Annotated in this window: 15 protein-coding genes; 6 read left to right on the top strand and 9 right to left on the bottom strand. The window is 45.8% G+C overall.

All coding sequences use genetic code 11. The features are described from left to right. Window positions 1-28 precede the first annotated feature (28 nt). The 7 genes from LDO51_RS18505 to hutU all read right to left on the bottom strand — a co-directional run bounded on the left by LDO51_RS18505 (window position 29) and on the right by hutU (window position 8,641). Window positions 29-577 (bottom strand): elongation factor P hydroxylase, encoded by a 549-nt coding sequence (locus LDO51_RS18505; RefSeq protein ID WP_225575730.1) that lies wholly within the window; start codon window positions 575-577, stop codon window positions 29-31. Window positions 578-594: 17 nt separating this feature from the next. Continuing rightward, window positions 595-1,398 (bottom strand): TSUP family transporter, encoded by an 804-nt coding sequence (locus LDO51_RS18510; RefSeq protein WP_225575731.1) that lies wholly within the window; start codon window positions 1,396-1,398, stop codon window positions 595-597. Between the two features lie 176 nt (window positions 1,399-1,574). Next, window positions 1,575-2,663 (bottom strand): chorismate synthase, encoded by a 1,089-nt coding sequence (aroC, locus tag LDO51_RS18515; protein ID WP_225575732.1) that lies wholly within the window; start codon window positions 2,661-2,663, stop codon window positions 1,575-1,577. 105 nt (window positions 2,664-2,768) lie between these two features. Then, a complete protein-coding gene (gene prmB / locus LDO51_RS18520) occupies window positions 2,769-3,701 on the bottom strand; it encodes a 50S ribosomal protein L3 N(5)-glutamine methyltransferase (RefSeq protein ID WP_036949367.1) in 933 nt (310 codons plus the stop codon). A 193-nt stretch (window positions 3,702-3,894) separates the two neighbouring features. Beyond that, window positions 3,895-5,301, bottom strand: coding sequence for an amino acid permease (locus tag LDO51_RS18525; RefSeq protein ID WP_225575733.1), 1,407 nt, complete (start codon window positions 5,299-5,301; stop codon window positions 3,895-3,897). A 115-nt stretch (window positions 5,302-5,416) separates the two neighbouring features. Further along, complete coding sequence (gene hutH / locus LDO51_RS18530; RefSeq protein WP_225575734.1) at window positions 5,417-6,949, bottom strand: histidine ammonia-lyase; 1,533 nt, start codon at window positions 6,947-6,949, stop codon at window positions 5,417-5,419. Between the two features lie 12 nt (window positions 6,950-6,961). After that, on the bottom strand, window positions 6,962-8,641 hold the full coding sequence (gene hutU, locus LDO51_RS18535) for a urocanate hydratase (RefSeq protein ID WP_225575735.1): 1,680 nt from the start codon (window positions 8,639-8,641) through the stop codon (window positions 6,962-6,964). Window positions 8,642-9,033: 392 nt separating this feature from the next. On the opposite strand from hutU, the gene LDO51_RS18540 reads away from it, so the two are divergent. From LDO51_RS18540 to LDO51_RS18565, 6 genes are read left to right on the top strand one after another with little or no spacing between them, the layout of a single operon-like run. Further along, entirely contained in the window at window positions 9,034-10,074 is a 1,041-nt protein-coding gene (locus LDO51_RS18540) for a hypothetical protein (RefSeq protein WP_225575736.1), read from the top strand. Next, window positions 10,071-11,162 (top strand): acyl-CoA reductase, encoded by a 1,092-nt coding sequence (locus tag LDO51_RS18545; RefSeq protein WP_225575737.1) that lies wholly within the window; start codon window positions 10,071-10,073, stop codon window positions 11,160-11,162. Before LDO51_RS18540 ends, LDO51_RS18545 begins: the two co-directional genes overlap by 4 nt. Then, the gene (locus LDO51_RS18550) at window positions 11,155-12,180 is read left to right on the top strand and encodes an NAD-dependent epimerase/dehydratase family protein (protein WP_225575738.1); all 1,026 of its coding nucleotides are present in this window, start codon (window positions 11,155-11,157) and stop codon (window positions 12,178-12,180) included. Before LDO51_RS18545 ends, LDO51_RS18550 begins: the two co-directional genes overlap by 8 nt. After that, window positions 12,177-14,405, top strand: a complete 2,229-nt coding sequence (locus LDO51_RS18555; protein WP_225575739.1) for a penicillin acylase family protein — start codon at window positions 12,177-12,179, stop codon at window positions 14,403-14,405. Before LDO51_RS18550 ends, LDO51_RS18555 begins: the two co-directional genes overlap by 4 nt. A 1-nt stretch (window position 14,406) precedes the next feature. Beyond that, window positions 14,407-15,825 carry an AmmeMemoRadiSam system radical SAM enzyme gene (gene amrS, locus LDO51_RS18560; protein WP_225575740.1) on the top strand — a complete coding sequence of 473 codons (1,419 nt, stop codon included), beginning with the start codon at window positions 14,407-14,409 and terminating at the stop codon, window positions 15,823-15,825. A gap of 1 nt (window position 15,826) precedes the next feature. Then, window positions 15,827-17,068 carry a lipase/acyltransferase domain-containing protein gene (locus LDO51_RS18565; protein WP_225575741.1) on the top strand — a complete coding sequence of 414 codons (1,242 nt, stop codon included), beginning with the start codon at window positions 15,827-15,829 and terminating at the stop codon, window positions 17,066-17,068. On the opposite strand, the gene hutC is transcribed toward LDO51_RS18565, so the two are convergent. Continuing rightward, window positions 17,065-17,796 (bottom strand): histidine utilization repressor, encoded by a 732-nt coding sequence (gene hutC / locus LDO51_RS18570; protein WP_225575742.1) that lies wholly within the window; start codon window positions 17,794-17,796, stop codon window positions 17,065-17,067. The two genes, LDO51_RS18565 and hutC, sit on opposite strands and share 4 nt — an antisense overlap. Before the next feature lie 296 nt (window positions 17,797-18,092). Then, the gene (hutI, locus tag LDO51_RS18575; RefSeq protein WP_225575743.1) at window positions 18,093-19,328 is read right to left on the bottom strand and encodes an imidazolonepropionase; all 1,236 of its coding nucleotides are present in this window, start codon (window positions 19,326-19,328) and stop codon (window positions 18,093-18,095) included. Window positions 19,329-19,470: the final 142 nt, after the last annotated feature.

Consider the following 19,470-nt stretch of genomic DNA (forward strand, 5'->3'; position numbering starts at 1 on the left):
TTAATCCTTACTGTAGTGAGTGATTCTATTAGGCGAAGATATCTTCCGGATAAGGGAAAAGTTCCGCGCAAAGTGGGGGGGTATTGTAAAACGATTGTAACGCATTAATAAAGCGTAGCGGCCTCTCTGGGATGCCTTTTTCGAGGTATTCCATCACTTGACTATGCACTTTACGCATAAAGGCGATACGGTCGGGTTCAAAATTGCCTTCCAAGTTGTCGCAACTCACATTAAACGGGATGCCCGTTGCCACACAGAAAAACCAATCCAATGCTTGAGGTTTGATTTCGACCACTTCAAAGTCACACTGGGTTTTCTCATCGCGACCATCTGGGCAGTACCAATAACCGTAATCCACTTGCTGGCGGCGTTTTTCCCCAGCAATGCACCAGTGAGAGATTTCATGGAGTGCACTGGTAAAAAAACCGTGTGCAAACACAATTTGGCTATATGGTGTGGTGTCATCGGCAGGTAAGTAGATAGGCTCGTCGTCCCCTTTTACCAATTTGGTATTGTACTCTTCACCGAAACACTGTTCGAAAATATCAATAAGTTGCTGATAATGATGTTGGGTCATGGAACGCTTAAATCATCTTAAAATAATGTGAGAAACCAAGCTTTAATATCATCACCGTGGCTGTCATTTAACAGCTTAATACTCATTAAGAGTGAAATCACGACGATCATCGGCCTGATAAGTTTTTGCCCTTTGGTTAACACTAAGCGAGCGCCAAGTCTCGCACCAACCATTTGGCCGGCAAGCATAACAAAACCGAGTACCCAAAGAACATGACCTCCGATAATAAAAAAGATCAAAGATCCAAAATTGGAGGCGAAATTTAACAATTTTGCATGTGCAGTGGCTTTGGCGAGGTTATACCCTAATAGCAGGACATAAGCGAGCGCTAAAAACGAGCCAGTTCCTGGTCCAAATGCCCCATCATAAAAGCCGATACTCATCCCCGCAGCAACCCCAAAGATTGGCATGCTGACACGCTGAGGTCTATCTTGCACCCCCAAAGATGGTGTGAGTAAGAAATAGAGCCCAACGCAGATGACCATCACTGGCAACAGCTGCTTTAGAAAAGCGGTATCGATGGATTGAATTAAAATTGCCCCGAGCATTGCCCCTATCATGGTCATGATCACCGGGAAAATTTGCTCTCGCAAATTAATGGCTTTACGCCTTGCAAAATAGAGTGTGGCAGAGAATGAACCACCAATGGCTTGTAATTTATTGGTCGCCAAGGTTTCGACGGGAGTGATCCCCACAGAAAGCAACGCAGGAATAGTCAGTAAACCACCGCCCCCCGCGATAGAGTCAATAAAACCGGCAAGCAGAGCGACAAAAAACAGCAGAGCATAAACTTCAGGTGCAACGGCGGTAAACCAATCCATTTCACATTCCAGATAAGTAAACTATCATGATGCAGATTTGTTATTTATTGATTATCTTATTGAAAGCTAAACAATATCACAGCCCGGATGGATTATAATCGAGGTTTCATCCTAACCTTTAACGCGCAGTGGATACCCATGCCGAGCAAGAATATCCACTGAAAAACGTCAATGACTTATTCGAATGGTGCTATTGCTGGCACAACATCCGCACACTGCCCACGGTGACGCAAGAAGTGATCCATCAGCACAATCGCCATCATGGCTTCGGCGATAGGTACTGCGCGTATCCCCACACATGGGTCATGGCGACCTTTGGTGATCATTTCCACTTCCTCTCCATCACGATTCAAGGTTTTCCCTGAAACGGTAATACTTGATGTTGGCTTCATGGCGATATGGGCAATAATTGGTTGGCTGCTGCTTATCCCGCCTAAAATTCCACCGGCATGGTTAGATGTAAAGCCATGGCGTGTCATTTCATCGCGATTTTCGCTACCTTTCAAACTGACTACGCCAAAACCGTCACCAATTTCGACCCCTTTAACTGCATTGATGCTCATTAAAGCATGAGCAATATCCGCATCTAAGCGATCAAAAACAGGCTCGCCTAAACCAGCAGGGACATTTTCGGCCACAACGGTGACTTTTGCCCCGATAGAATCACCCTCTTTTTTCAAGCCACGCAGTAACTCATCAAGGGCATCTAATTTGCTCGGGTCAGGACAGAAGAATGGGTTTTCTTCGACAATCGACCAATCTTTAATTTCACACTCTACGCTGCCCATTTGCGTCAGACATGCGCGAATTTGAATGCCAAATTTCTCTTGTAGGTATTTCTTGGCAATAGCGCCCGCAGCAACACGCATCGCTGTTTCACGTGCGGATGAACGCCCGCCACCGCGATAATCGCGCAGGCCATATTTCTGTTCATACGTGTAATCGGCGTGCCCTGGACGGAACACGTCTTTAATTGCACCATAATCTTGGGAACGCTGATCGGTATTTTCAATTAATAGACCGATACTGGTGCCTGTCGTCACACCATTAAAAACCCCCGATAGAATTTTCACTTGATCGGGTTCACGACGCGCAGTGGTATAGCGTGATGTGCCCGGACGACGGCGGTCTAAGTCGATTTGTAAATCTGCTTCTGTCAGCGCTAATCCCGGCGGAACACCGTCAACGATGCAGCCTAATGCTAGCCCGTGTGACTCTCCAAAGGTGGTCACACGAAACAGTTGCCCAATTGAATTTCCAGCCATTCCCTGTTTCCTATTTGCTTGCGATTCTTATACTTGTTAAGAAATATGATGTTATGCGTAATTATTATGTTTTATGTGATTATAACGAGTAACGCAACTCTATTATTAATCAATATATAACGCAAAGTGTTCGTGATGTTCCACCAACTGTTCACGGGTTAACATAAACACACCGTCACCACCAAATTCAAAATCTAACCAAATAAATGGAATATCTGGATATTGGTCAATCAGATGCACCATGCTGTTGCCCACTTCGCACACTAAAATGCCCTCTTCGGTTAAGAAGCGCGGAGCGTTTGCGAGAATACGACGAACCAGTTTGAGACCATCGCTACCAGCTGCCAGAGCCAGCTCAGGCTCGACACGGAACTCTTGTGGCAGATCGTCCATATCTTCTGCATCCACATACGGTGGATTGGTGACAATCAGGTCATATTTAACGTCTGGCATATCACGGAATAGGTCAGAACGAATTGGGATCACGCGGTGCTCTAAACCATGATTCGCAATATTTTGCTCAGTCACCGCCAAGACATCCGTAGAGATATCCACGGCATCCACTTCGGCTTCAGGGAATTCATGAGCACAAGCAATCGCAATACAGCCACTGCCCGTACATAGGTCAAGGATGGTTTGTGGTTCATCAGATAATAAACCCACAAAATGGTTGTTAATCAGCTCACCAATTGGCGAACGCGGGATCAGCACTCGCTCATCCACATAGAATTCATGTCCACAGAACCACGAACTGTTGGTCAGATAGGCAACTGGAATGCGGTCATTGATACGGCGTAATACACGTTCAATAATGCGGTGACGCTCCGTTGGTGTCAGGCGCGAAGTTAGTAGCTCATCCGGTAAATCCAGTGGTAAATACAGGCTTGGCAAAACTAACTGTAAAGCTTCATCCCATGGGTTATCGGTGCCGTGACCATAATAGATATTGGCTGCATTAAAGCGGCTCATGGTCCAACGTAAAATGTCTTGAATGGTATGAAGTTCTGCGACGGCTTCATCAACGAAGATCTTTTCCAAGAAGGGATTCTCCTGCCTGTGGATTAAAAGGGAAAATTTGAATGGCTAAAGTTTGCCACGAAGTGAAAGACAAATCAGCAGATTAATGTAAGAAAATACGCAGATAAGCACTTGTTTGCGTATTTGCGCGCTAAAAATAACCGCGCCCCGGATTTTCATCAAGGGCGCAGCGTCTATCATGATGTTAAAAACGTTATGCTAATTCTTCGACTTCTTCCGTCGTTTTTTCTGGTTTTTTCACCTTTCCTGATTTTTTCACTAATAGCGCGTAAGCAATAGTGAGTAACAACAACCAACCGATCCCCACATACAGCGCAATTCGGGTACTTTCAAAATAGCCTAACACACCGAAAATAAACACCATAAAGGCAATTGCAAGGATCGGTGCAACTGGCCACATCGGTACTGGGAATTTCAATTGCTGAACCTGCTCTGGCGTCATCTTACGGCGCATCGCAAATTGTGCCAGTAAAATCATTAACCAGACCCAAATCGTGGCAAACGTGGCAATCGAGGCGATCACTAAGAACACATCTTCGGGGATCACATAGTTCAGAACCACGCCAATTAACAATACCAGCACCATGACTAACACCGTCATCCATGGCACCCCATTTTTGGTTAACTTAGTGAATGATTTAGGCGCCTGACCTTCATGAGCCATACCGTACATCATGCGACCCGCACCAAAAATGTCACTGTTAATTGCCGAGATGGCGGCGGTGATCACTACAACGTTCAATATATTCGCCGCAGCTGAAATGCCTAAACTATCAAAAATCTGCACAAACGGGCTGCCATTTTGACCTACTTGGTTCCACGGATAGATGCACATCAGTACAAACAGTGTTAATACATAAAACAATAAGATACGTACAGGCACCGCATTAATGGCTTTTGGAATGGTCACTTCCGGATTTTTGGCTTCGCTTGCGGTGATACCGATGACCTCGATTCCGCCAAAGGCAAACATCACCACCGCAAATGAAGCAATTACCCCACCTATCCCATTCGGCATAAACCCACCGTTATTAAACAGGTTAGATACCCCAACTGCATGTTCAGAAGCTTGACCGAAGCCAAACATCATAATAGCCGCACCACCGACGATCATCGCGACAATCGCCCCCACTTTAACAATCGACAACCAAAATTCCATTTCGCCGAATGTTTTGACATGACACAGGTTAATAGCACCAATAAAGCAGATAATGCTGAGCACCCAAATCCATTGTGCGACATCGGGGAACCATAATTTCATATAGACCCCAAATGCCGTGACATCAGCCAAGCAGACAATTAGCATTTCAAAAACATACGTCCAGCCTGTGAAAAAGCCCGCTCGCGGACCTAAATAGTGGCTAGCATATTGAGAGAATGACCCCGCCAATGGGCTACGAACCGCCATTTCACCGAGCGCGCGCATGACCATAAAAACAGCGGCGCCTCCAATAATATAAGCCAGTAAAACAGCCGGACCGGCAGTTTCAATGGCTTTAGCTGAACCATAGAATAACCCCGTTCCTATTGCTGAACCGAGGGCCATAAATCGGATATGACGCGCAGAAAGCCCACGCGCAAGTTGTGATGTGCTTTGCATGTTGTGTCCTTCGTATTTTTATCAGTCGTTTCGAAGAGAATTCGCAGCCGATACATAGTCGGCTGCTTCTAAAACACTTACTTATAGGAACTATCGGTATATGAACGACAGGTTTTTATGAATGAAAAACCGAGTTTGCTGCAAACAACGTGGCCAGTTTATGTTGATCAATAAGCGAGATAGCCGCCTCGATATCCGGCGCAAAATAACGGTCTTTATCGTAATACGCCACTTTATCACGCAGAGTTTTACGGGCTTTTTCCAATTTTTCGCTCGATTTCAAGCCATCACGGAAATCCATTCCCTGACACGCAGATAACCATTCAATGGCTAAAATGCCCGTCACGTTTTTCGCCATTTCCCATAAACGGCGACCTGCCGCAGGTGCCATGGAAACGTGGTCTTCTTGGTTGGCGGATGTTGGTAAACTATCCACGCTAGATGGATGTGCTAATGCTTTGTTCTCACTGGCTAATGCCGCTGCTGTCACCTGGGCAATCATAAAGCCGGAGTTCACGCCACCATTGTTAACTAAGAACGGTGGTAATTGGGACATATGCGTGTCCATCAACATCGCAATGCGGCGCTCTGATAATGCACCAATTTCAGCTAATGCCAGTGCAATATTGTCCGCCGCCATAGCAACTGGCTCTGCATGGAAGTTACCACCAGAAATAATGTCGCCATTATCGGTAAACACCAGTGGGTTATCTGACACCGCATTAGACTCAATCAAAATCACTTCCGCCGCTTGGCGCATTTGTGTTAAACACGCCCCCATGACTTGCGGCTGGCAACGTAATGAATACGGGTCTTGAACTTTCGAACAATTCGCGTGAGATTGTGACAGTTCACTGCTTGGCGATAATATATCGCGGAACAGCGCAGCCACATCGATTTGACCTTTTTGACCGCGAACTTCTTGGACTCGCGCATCAAATGGCTTACGAGAACCTAATGTTGCTTCCACACTTAACGCCCCACACACAATGCCGGATAACAGCAGATTTTCTGCCGCAAACAAGCCTTTTAACGCAAACGCTGTGGAGGTTTGAGTGCCGTTCAGGAGCGCTAAACCTTCTTTAGCTTCCAACGTTAATGGTTTCAACCCCGCTTTTTCTAACGCTTTTTTCGCGGGTAGCCATTGACCTTCAAAACGCGCCTGCCCCTCACCAATCAGAATTAAACTCATATGTGCAAGTGGCGCTAAGTCGCCGGATGCGCCTACTGACCCTTTTGCTGGAATGAACGGGTAGACTTGAGCATTAACTAAAGCAATTAGTGCTTCAATCACTTCAAGGCGAATCCCTGAAAAACCACGCGCAAGGCTATTAATTTTGAGTACCATAATCAGGCGAACCAGATCATCATCCAGTGGCTCACCGACGCCAGCCGCATGGGACATCACAATCGAGCGCTGTAAAGATTGCAGATCTTTACTGGCAATACGGGTGTTAGCGAGTAAACCAAACCCGGTATTGATTCCATACGCGGTTTTATCTTCCGCAATAATTTGATTTACGGTCGCAACACTTTTTGCGATGACGCTGTGAGCATGTTTATCTAACGCGACAGTCACTGGTTTTTGGAAGACAACGCGTAATTCGTCGAGTGTCATTTTCCCCGGATGGATAGTTAATTTAGTCATCAATGGCACTCCTTAACGTGTTTTTAGCATAGGTAAGTTTAAGTTTTTCTCTTTGGCGCATTCGATAGCAATGTCATAGCCTGCATCCGCGTGGCGCATCACCCCTGTCGCTGGGTCATTGTGCAGTACGCGAGCAATACGCTCTGCCGCCGCATCTGTACCATCACAGACAATCACCACACCAGAATGTTGAGAGAAGCCCATTCCGACACCGCCACCATGATGTAATGACACCCATGTAGCACCGCTCGCCGTATTTAATAGCGCGTTGAGTAATGGCCAATCCGACACCGCATCCGAGCCATCTTTCATCGCTTCAGTTTCACGATTTGGACTCGCTACCGAGCCTGAATCTAAATGATCACGTCCAATAACAATCGGTGCAGAGACTTCGCCGCTTCTGACCATTTCATTGAACGCTAAACCTAACTTGGCGCGGTCTCCCAAACCAACCCAGCAAATACGCGCTGGTAAGCCTTGAAAACTAATACGTTCACGAGCCATGTCGAGCCAACGATGCAGATGCTTATCGTCTGGCAGTAATTCTTTCACTTTGGCATCCGTTTTATAGATATCTTCAGGATCCCCAGATAGAGCCACCCAACGGAAGGGACCAACACCACGGCAAAATAGGGGGCGAATATAGGCAGGAACAAACCCAGGGAAGTCGAACGCATTTTCAACACCCATTTCCAACGCCATTTGACGAATATTGTTACCGTAATCGAATGTCGGAATGCCTTGGGCTTGAAAAGCCAGCATGGCTTTTACATGTTCCGCCATGGATTTTTTCGCCGCCAGCGCAGTGCCTTGCGGGTCTTTCACGCTCTTCTCGCGATACTCATCCCAGCTCATACCAATCGGCAGATAGCCATTGAGCGGGTCATGAGCACTGGTTTGGTCGGTAACCATGTCTGGCTTAATGCCACGACGAACCATTTCAGGTAAAACGTCAGCCGCGTTAGCACACAGTGCGATAGAAACGGCTTTGCCTTCTGATGTGTACTTTTTAATACGCGCTAATGCATCATCCAGATCGGTGGCTTGTTCATCCACATAATGGGTTCTTAAACGGAAATCGATGCGGCTTTGCTGGCACTCAATATTTAATGAGCAAGCCCCTGCTAACGTTGCCGCTAGTGGCTGCGCGCCCCCCATTCCACCTAGACCGGCCGTTAATACCCAACGCCCAGTGAGGTCGCCGTTGTAATGTTGGCGTCCCGCTTCAACGAAGGTTTCATAGGTGCCTTGAACAATCCCTTGGCTACCAATATAAATCCAGCTTCCTGCGGTCATTTGGCCGTACATGGCTAAGCCTTTTGCATCCAGCTCATTGAAATGTTCCCAATTCGCCCAATGCGGTACAAGGTTGGAGTTAGCGATTAATACACGAGGAGCATTTTCGTGAGTTTTGAATACACCGACAGGTTTTCCTGATTGCACCAGCAAGGTTTCGTCGCTATCTAGCTGTTTCAGGGATTCAACAATTTGGTCATAACATTGCCAGTTACGTGCTGCGCGGCCAATCCCACCATAAACCACAAGTTCATGGGGATTCTCTGCCACGTCAGGATCGAGGTTGTTCATCAACATACGCAGTGGCGCTTCTGTCAGCCAATTTTTAGCTGTTAAGGTTGTTCCACGAGGTGCTCGAATTTCAATATTGCGATATTTGTTATTTAGCTTTGTCACGAATATACCCTCACTTAGATACGTGTTTGACTTATTGCGTCTCCTTATAGATATAGTTGTATATACATGTACAATCAATTTATTTTTTAACAATCTCAAAGGTAAAAACACACAGCGATAAAATATTTTATCTAATTAAAACAATTGATTAAAAAAATACCCCTTGATTTTATTGGCGTTTTTTTATTCTAATTCTGCCTACCAGATCACATTTGATTCACAGTTATTTTACATTTAGCTTTTAACCTTATTCGAGAAAATGCCCTAAACGAATGCTCAAGATAATTCTAATAGTGTTTACGTAATAGTCATTATTCGGAATATTTACCTTTAGTTCATTTTAATAACCGACAGAATAGGATTAATAACCCTAAATCTATTATGGTAAAAAGATGCCAAATAATAATAACAATCCGATTGATATACTGATTAACACTCAAATGCCTTATGCCATTGAAAATCAAAATGATCATCTATTTGATGTCGCGATGAATTATGCTGACCAATGGCACCGCCAACATAATGCTAACTATGAAAAACTATGGTTGGCTGAACCTAAACCGCTTATTCCCGTTGGCTTATTCAAATCCCTCGATTTAGCGACGCAAACTGACAGTGATGGCATGTGGTTAACCAGCTCAGGAACAGGAAAAAAAGGCAAAGCCGCGGTTTTCTTTGACAACCTCAGCTTAAAACGCATTGAAACGGGGATGGTGCAAATTTTCCTGCATAATCAACTCATTTCAACCACTCCCGCACGTTTTTTACTGCTCTCTCCTGACCCCGCGAAAGGGGATCATGCAGGTTTTGCGACGGCATTTTTGAAATTTACCCAGTGCGCGCCTATCCATGAGCTCGTCTTTACGGTTTCTCCTGAGGGGGTATTTGATAGTGAGCTCGCTTGGGCAACATTAAAACGTTGGGCCGACGATGATGCACCAATCTACATTTTTGGGTTAACGCTGTATTTTGAACACCTGTGTCTCAGCCGCCCTGATACCTTTGCTTTAAAAGGCAATGTCAGGGGGCTTAGTGGTGGCGGTTGGAAAGGCATGACTAAGCAGCTAGAGCGTCCGCAAATTGTGCAAGGATTAAAAGAAACCCTAAATGCGCCATTGGTGGATATTCGCGATATTTATGGCATGACAGAGCACCCTCTGCATTACATTAGCTGCCCAGAGGGTCATTTCCATATTCCTGCTTTCTCACGTTTTTCTATTATTAATGAGCAAGGAGAGCCCGCCCCAGAAAATCACGTTGGTTTTATCGCCTTAGAAAGCCCACTGTTTGCCTCTATTCCTTCTCAGCGCTTACTGACTCAAGATTTAGGCAGTTGGGGAAAACAGTGTGATTGTGGCCATCCACTCCCGTTCCTACGCTATATTGGGCGCGCAACTTCCCCTGAAGGAACTTGCGCGGCGCAAGTCAAATGAACTCGCAGATTGAAGCACGCATAACGCGCATTCAGCGTTGTTTAGCCGACTGCGTGACAGAGAATTGGCAATTCTCGCCCGATACTGCCACACAGGCATTTTGTCTCGCTCGGTTATCAGAGATCTGCCGCTCTTCAAGCTTACAGGATAAACTTCATCGAGAACTTGGGGATAAACATTGGCGAGCGCCGACGCGTTTGCTGATTGTGGTTTCAGAGAGCGACCCACTGGGTACCTTAGAAGCGCTGCTAGCGGGCTATGTAATTGACAGTAAAATTCGCATTAAAACGCGGCTCTCCACCCAATGGCTACAAACAATTCGCCAGCGATTAGCCCTGAGTGACGATGAATGCCAAATCCTGGAATGGGATAGCCAACACCAAGATGATGTTCAGATCCTAAACGGCATTGATACTATTTTGCTAGCAGGTGGTGATGCGCTTATTCGCCATTACCGCCAAGTCACACCGTCACATATCAAGCTCATCGAGCTGGGACCCAAAATCAGTGGGATGGCAATTGTGGGAAATTCACTTCCCGACCTTGATTTACTTCTGCGCGATATTTGCTTATTCCAACAACAAGTGTGTAGTTCCCCGCGGTTTATTTTGCTCGATAACCCTGAATGTGCCGCAGAACTGTATCAGCAACTGAGAGCTAAGTTAGATGTCTTGAGCATATTGCCCGATACCCGTCGTTTACAACAAATGGCGCACTACCAAAGCCTAAAATTAACCGAGGCCATGAATCCAACGGAGTTTCCCGCTATTTATAGTAAAACAACGGGTTGGGGTTTGACTTATCAAACTCAATTTAATCCCTCGGAGTGGCTACCTGCTGGATTCCAATTGGTGGTCGCACCCATTGAAGAGAGTTTAGCCCTCACTCAGCGTCAGTGGGTTGGACAATTACAAACACTCGGCTATCACGGATCGTTACGTCATTTACCCTTAGAGAATTACAGTTTTACCCGTTACTGCCCTATCGGTAGCATGCTCCTGCGCCCGATGAGTGCTGCACATGACGGCTTTTTTATGCTCTCTGCTCTGGTTTATTTCATCAACCAAGAAGGAGATAACTTTGCCTAATCCTTCGGTTTTTATCACGGGCGGTACGGGCTTTATTGGCGCCCATTTAGTCCACGAACTGGTGACTTTAGGCTACCCAGTGACAGTGTTACAACGAAATCCTACACCAGCCATCATCGCTAACCGCCCTGCACTTCCCATCACAGTGAAGTGCGTCATTGGTGATATTTTACGCCCAGAGAGTTATCAGCAAGCGATGATGGGGCACGATATTGTGATCCACTTAGCGGCAGATTACCGTGTCGGACTCCCCCCCAACCGCCAAGCTCATCAATCCATGTTTCAAACTAATGTGGTGGGGACGAAACGAGTCCTTGATGCCGCTGAACGCGCGGGTATTTCACATATGCTTTATATGAGTACCACCGCCGCCTTTGGGGAAACGTTCGGGGAGTTACCCGATGAACATCATCGCCACAATGGAACATTTCGCTGCTACTACGAGGAGACAAAACATATCGCCCATGAGCAAGTAGCCAAACGTCAACAAGCAGGTCTTCCGGTTAATATTGCCATTTGCAGCGGGGTATTTGGTGCTGGCGATAACAGCGTTTTGGCGCAAACTATGGACGCCTATTTCAACAATAAAGTTCCGTTTCAGCTTGCCACCACCAGTACCTTTCAGCTTTGTCATGTCAGCCATATTTGCGATGGGCTAATTAAATTACTCGACCCGAAAATCCAACGTCAGACTTACCTATTTACGGGGGAGACTTTCTCAATGCCGGAAATATTTCGTTTATTGAGCCAAGTTGCTCAGCGCGAACCATTGCCTGAAAAACGGGTGTCTTCCTTTAAATTGCTCGCATCGCTGATGGATAAACTCGCTGGTGTGGGGCTTAAAATGCCACTTTCCCAAGAAGCCTTGCGCATTTTAGATGGTAGCTCCTACACCTACTCCTGTGCAAAAGCACAGCAGGAATTAGGCTGGCATGCTGGTGAAACTCACAATGAATTGATTGAAGCGATAACTCAACGAAAAAACAGCATTAATCAAACGACCAAAGGAATGCAATGAAACCGCAACATTTAACGTGTCAATGGGGGCGCGTTGTCGTTTCCCTTGAATCTGACCAACTGTTATCGGTGAAAGGCGATACCGACTGTGCGGTGTTTTTTGGCCAAGGTTATGGCACCGCCAAGCTGCGTTTATGGCAACTGGATTTAACTCGCCGAGTCGCTAGTGGACGGCTCGCTGAAATTATGGGAAACGCGGCGCTACGTACTGATATTTTCCAGCGCCGATTAGGTTTACCAGAACTTGCCGAGCGCGCCGAAAAACTCGACCAAGCAGCGCCTGAAGGTTCATGGCAAGCTCAGCAACATCAACATATTCAAGCCTATATTGCAGGGATTAATCACGCATTAGAGCGAATGAAAATATTGCCGATTGAATGCCTGTTACTGCGCTATCGCCCAGAAGCCTTTACCGTAATCGACAGCTATTTGTTAGGGCAACTCAAATATTTCATTAATTCCGCGTGGCAGTATGAACTGTTTCACACTCGATTAGCCAATAAGCTCACCACCACGCAACATCGCCAGTTGCTCACCACCTTTAGCCAAGAAGGCGAGCAAATTGCGCCATTGCCTTTAGACGAACAAATGGACTATCACCAAGATGTCGTCAATGCCCTGAAAGATGGTTTAAAAGGATTGCAACATTTGGGGCTTTCCTCCCCCGATACTGGTTCAAATGTGTTCGCGGTAAATGGAAGTTGGACGAGTTCAGGCAAACCGCTGCTCGCTTCTGACCCGCATATGGGGCAAGTTAACCCCAACTTTAACCTGCTATGTCGGTTAGAGAGCCAAGAAGGGCTGAATGTTTTGGGTTCCCATTTTCCCGGAGCGCCGGGAATTATTGTCGGTCGCAATCCTCAGGCTGCATGGGGAATGGTTGGGATCATGGCGGATAACCAAGATCTTTTTTGGGGAAAAATTGATGTCGATAACTTACAGGTTGAAACCGCGTCTGGTGTTCAGTCTCTGAATAAACGCATTCATAATATCCAGCTAAAATCAGGCACATCACACACCTTCACCACCTACGATTTTGCTCATGGACGCTTAGTTTCTGAGAAGAATGGCTATGGCATGTTTTTACGTTGGCCAGCACTGGATGACCCTTCCGGCGATATTACGTTTTATCAGCTGGCTAAATGCCATGATTGGCACTCATTTCGTGACGGTTTACGCCATGTGAGAAATTCCCCCATGATGGTGGGTTACGCCGATGAACATGGTGATATTGGCTTGCAAACCATGGGCTACATTCCTCAACGCCATCAACAATTGGGCAGCCTGCTGCTTAATCTCACTGAACCTCAGCATCAGTGGCTAGGCTATGTACCTTTTGATGATTTACCGTCTGAACATAACCCTGAATGTGGCTATGTGATTTACGCTAACCAATACAATCAATCGTTATTGGACAACAAAGTGCCATTGTCCAATCGCTGGCACGCACCTAGCCGAGCATTACGCATTGAGGCGTTGATTCAACAGAATCGTTCACACTCCTTGGATTCATTCAAAGCAATACAAGACGATAAAACGGACTATTTTGCCCAAAAAACCCTACCGTTTTTATTATCTTATGTTCCGGAAGATACACGGCTATCCGCATGGAATGGCAATACGAAAAATATCGCCGAGTCTCGCCTGTTTGATGTTTGGTTTCAGCATATTACTGACGCTTTACTGAAGAAAACCCTGCGTCGTGGCGCCCGAACGTTGTATACCGATTTTTGGCCCGGCTATCGCTGGAACATACTGAATATCCTGCAAAATCATACAGTGGATTGGCAGTATTGTGATGATGATATTGAAACACTTGTGCGCGAAGCCTACGCACGGGCGCTGGTGGCAAGCCAAAAGATGGTTCTCCCTCAAGTGGAATTTCAACATAGCATTAAAAAACCGTTATGGCTCAATCGGTTTTTCACCGGACGTTATCTTTATGATGGCGGAAATAGAGAAACCGTTCATGCCACACGGCAAAATGCGGATTTCCTCACTCAATCTCACGCAGGGGAAAATAAAACTGTCAAGACCAAGCCTTACACGTTTGGACCCAGCTTTAAATTACTGTCTGATTTAAGTCATCAGCAGACCTGCTGGTACCTCATTAATACCCCTGCTAGCGGGTCACCGTTTTTTTGGCGATTAAAACCCGCACTTAATGCATGGAAAAAAGGCATCAGGACAGAAACCCAACTCTCATTATTAAAAGGACGTTCGTAAAATGGCAATCATGAAGCAGTGGCAACAAACTGGCCACCCTGCACGTTTATGGCATCCGATAGCCAATCACGCCATCCAGTGTGAATTATGCCCTCGCGCCTGCAAAATCAAATTAGGCCGCGTGGGTACCTGCAAAATGCGTCGTAATGAAGATGGTAAATTGATGACGCTGAATTACGGTAAATCCGTTCCAATGACGCAGGAATCTATCGAAACCGAAGCGGTTTACCATTACTCACCGGGGGAGCGCATTCTTTCGCTGGGGAATATTGGTTGCATGCTGCGTTGCGATTTTTGTCAGAACTGGAGTACCAGTCAGGCTCGGTATGTTCAAGATAATAATGTGGCCTATTACAGCCCTGAAGATGTGGTCAATTACGCGCTAAAACATAATATTCGTGTTTTATCATGGACCTATAACGACCCGATTGTTTGGCATGAATTTGTGATGGATACAGCGAAACTGGCGCGGGAAAAAGGGCTAAAAAATCTGTACAAAAGTGCCTTTTACATTAGCGAAAAAGGCATCGATGAGCTGCTCACAGTGATGGATATTTTTAGTATTTCCCTAAAATCGATGCAAGATAGCTTTTATCGCCAACATACCGGTGGACGACTGCAACCCGTTTTGGACGGTATCAAGCAAGTGTATGACGCCCGTAAAGGCAGCAATTACCCACATTTAGAGGTTTCTAACCTGTGTGTGACGGGGCGCAATGATAACCTTGAAGAGACGCGTAAAGTCTCTGATTGGATGCTGAAATATCTCGATGCCGATATTCCCCTGCACTATGTTCGATTCCATCCTGATTATCAATATACTCATGTTGAACGCACCTCTATTCCATTCTTAGAGCAAGCCCGTTTGCAAGCTATTAACGACGGGATGCGCTATGTGTATGTCGGGAACGTGTTTGATACCACCAGCGCCAACTCTTACTGCCCTGAGTGCCAAACATTATTGGTGAAACGTAGTGGATTAATTGCTGAGCCGCATATGGATAATGGACTCTGCCCAAATTGCCATGCCCAAACAGCGATTATTCTTCCATGGGAAAAATCCAATACAGACAAACAATCGCTTAGCATTCCTGGAGGATTGACCTGCATTAACCACATATTCCGTGGCCCCGTTCAAGCTTGCCATATTGAACAAGCTAATGAATCTGAGATTTTCTATCAATTTGTTGATAAACACGGTGACGCAGTTGGTCCAATCAGCACCAATAGCTGTACCCGCTTTATGTTGTCTAAGAGCGATGCTGCCGCAGCAGGGATCCGTTTATATCATCACGATCAGCAGCCTTGCCAAGTGTTCGAAGTGTATGACCGCGCGCACTTCCCAGTGACTGAAGTGGAAAAAACCCATCTGGGCAGTGAGAACGTGCCCGTGACGTTTATTCCCTTAAAGGGGCGCTAATATGCCATTAAATCGCGGTTACTCTTATTTACGGGCGCAGTGGATTGCGGCACAACTTCGTCGCCATAAACTCACTGATAAAGCCCCTAATATTCCCATCATTTACCTTCCTGGCATTTTGGGTAGCAAACTGTTTGATCGGAATAAGCAGCAATTTATCTGGGGGGATTATCGTGGTGTGTTTACGCCCAGTGACTATGAATACCGCGAGCCATCTGGCAGCCTACCACCGGATATCCTTGCCACTGAACAGCTTCATGAATTCACCATTATTCCCAAGCTTCTTACCACCTTGGTGACTCAAGAATTGAAAGATGTTTTGGAAATAGGTTTAGGGTATCGAGAGGGGCAAGATTTATTTTTTCTCGCCCATGATTGGCGAGCAGATCATCGCCAATTAGTGAAGGCATTGGATGACGAAATCGCACGGTTAACCACTCTATTTGGTCAGCAACAACCGTTTATCATTATGGCGCAATCCGCCTCTAATTTAGCGGTACGATATTGGTTGCGCCAAACCAGTGATGAGAATCGGCAGCGAATTGCCAAATGGTATGCATTTGGTCCACCCTGGGAAGGTACATTTCATGCGTGGTCAATGATGGAAACAGGCTACTACGCTGGTAGCCGCTATTTTTACGGTTTCTCTCCCGATGATATCGCTGGGTATCCCAGTGCCTATCAATTATTGCCTCCCCATCCAACAGCCATTGATCACCATGGAAATGTGATAACAGATTTTGATTTGTATGATGCCGACAGTTGGCAGCAATGGCGCATTGGTCCTTATAAAACCTCACCAGGTTGTGAACAGAACCAACGGGTAAGAGACAATCTTTCCCGTCATTTAGCGAGCGCAAAAACATTCCATCAAGCCATTGCGGGGGAATGCTCCAAAGAACAATCTGTCCCTCAAACATGGTATTTAAGTGATAATAATTTAGCGGTCACTCAAGCAGTTTGGGGAAGAGAACGTTGGTATTTACAGGCAAAATCCATCACCAGAGATTTTCCTCAGCTTACGTCTCAAGCTTTAGCTAAAGGGGATGACCATCTCCCCTTAGCGGGATTGTTAAAACAGCGCTGCGGTCCGCTTGTGCGAGATAGTTACCAGCAGCCGTGGGGAGAAAGCTTCGTGTTTATTAGCCAAGCATCTACTCATCGAGCGCTCATCAACCACACGCCAAATTTACGCAGTGTGGCTTTTGATATTGCGACAATCAGGCAGTCGCTGGCGCGTTAAGAGGAAAAGCTACCTTTGAGTTTATATCGATGACCGGGAAACAATAACTTAGTACTGGTCACGATATGGCTTTGCGACCATGTTCGGCGGGTAATTTGCAGGCACGATGCGCCCACATGCACTTGCAAAAGCCGGGCACTACGATCATCCGCTTCTACCGCTTCAACAATATGCTCACCCTGAGTCAGTGGCGCAACACGGGATAAATAATCGTGGGGAGTGATAGTTAGAAAGTCTTGTTCCAGATAATTCGGTGCTGCCAGCGCATTCACAAAACGGTCTTCAATTTGCACAGGAATATCATTTTCCAAATGGACAATCACGGAATGATAGACCGGCGTTTCTGGGGGAATATTTAACTCTTTTGCCAGTGTGACTGATGCTTTGACTTGTTCTAACTTGTTAATTTTGCAGCTGTATTGATGATTTCTGGCGAGGATCTCATCTTCAATGCTGTGAATTTCAAACAAGGCAGATTGCCCTTTAGGCTCGGCAACAAAGGTACCTACCCCTTGAAGACGCACCAATAACCCTTCAGCGGTAAGTTCCCGTAAGGCTCGGTTCGCCGTCATTCGGCTACAATCAAACTGCACAACCAACTCGGCTTCTGAAGGCACTCGGTCGTTGGCTTGCCACTCTCCTGCTTGTATTTTTTCAATAATTGACTGCTTAACTTGCAAATACAATGGAACAGGAGTTTTCAGCTTCGGTTTTTTTTCGGCCGTCACGTTTATTTCCAAATAAGTAATGTGTGTGAGTCGTCAACATTGAAAATCAATCAAAATAATTACTGCCTATAGTGGAGATGATATTCTTAGGCAGCAATCAGAACTTTATGAATAAATAGTATTATACTCGTCATACTTCAAATTGCAGCGTTGTTGACTACGCTCATTCGCACTAGTTACATACTTATGTATGCTCCTAGCGACTCATTGACTTGTCGCCTAGCTGCACCTCGAATTATTTAGAGTATATAACCTGAAAATCAGAAACGCTTTTCTATTTTAACTCAAATAAACCATTAATTTTTGTGGGTTACTTTTCCTTGGTAAACACGCTGATTTAATGGATTGCTGCCTTGTTCATAAATCATTTCTACCGGATCCTTGGCATTCCATACCACAAAGTTGGCTTGATAACCGACGCGTAATTGCCCAAGGCTATGCTCTCGCCCTAATGCTTTTGCTGCGTGGCGTGTCACTCCTGCCCAAATTTCTTCCGGGGTTAATCTAAATAATACCGCCGCCATATTCATCACCATACGCAAAGAGGCAAATGGACTGGTGCCTGGGTTAAAGTCCGTAGAGATTGCCATGGGTACTTGGTTTTCGCGTAATAATTCAATCGGTGGTAATTTTGTTTCACGTAAAAAATAAAACGCACCGGGTAATAATACTGCCACGGTTCCACTGCGTTTGAGGGCTTGAATACCTTGGAGATCTAAGTATTCAATATGGTCGACTGATAGCCCGTTAAACTCGGCCACCAGCTCGCTTCCCCCTAAATTAGAGAGTTGCTCCACATGCCCTTTTACTGGAATTCCTAATTTTTTCGCTGCTAAGAATAATTTCTCGCTTTGTTCAAGAGAAAAGCCAACACTTTCACAGAATACGTCCACTGCATCAAATAGCCCTTTCTTCCATAGCTGCGGCATAATTTCATCGCAAATAAGGTCAATGTAATCGTCCGCTTTACCTTTATATTCTGGTGGAACCGTATGCGCGGAAAGTAATGTCGAACTCACGTCGATCGGATAAGCTGCAAATAATCGTTTTGCCACTGACAGTTGTTTCTCTTCGTTGGCAAGATCTAAACCATAGCCCGATTTCATTTCAACGGTGGTGACGCCTTCACGGATCAACGCTTCTAAACGCGGTTTTGACACCTCAAATAGCCCATCTTCACTCATGGCTCGCGTAGAACGAACGGTGGAATTGATCCCGCCACCCTGTGCGCTAATCGTTTCATAGGAGACGCCATTCATACGCTGTTCCCACTCAGCGGCTCGGTTACCGCCAAACACTAAGTGGGTATGGCAATCAATCAGTCCCGGTGTGATTAAGCGACCTTCTACATCGACAATGTGGCAGCCGTTTGCATCAACTTGGTCCCTTGGGTGAATGGCAATGATCTGCTCACCACGAATGATTAAATCGTAATTTTCCAGTAACCCGTATGCGGTTTCAAGTTCAGTATTCATTGTGGCGATCCGTCCGTTACGCCAGATCACATCATTTTCGTGTGCTTTAAATAACATAAATCATCCCATGGCAGCAGAAACCCGATTCGGCTTCACATATGAAAGGTATAGATACAAACGTATATATATGTATATACAATTAGACTATTTATCGGTCTGTTGTCAATCTCTACTCACGTAAAAGTTATAAATTTGTTAC

Source organism: Providencia alcalifaciens, from assembly GCF_020271745.1.
Taxonomy (GTDB): Bacteria; Pseudomonadota; Gammaproteobacteria; order Enterobacterales; family Enterobacteriaceae; genus Providencia; species Providencia alcalifaciens_B.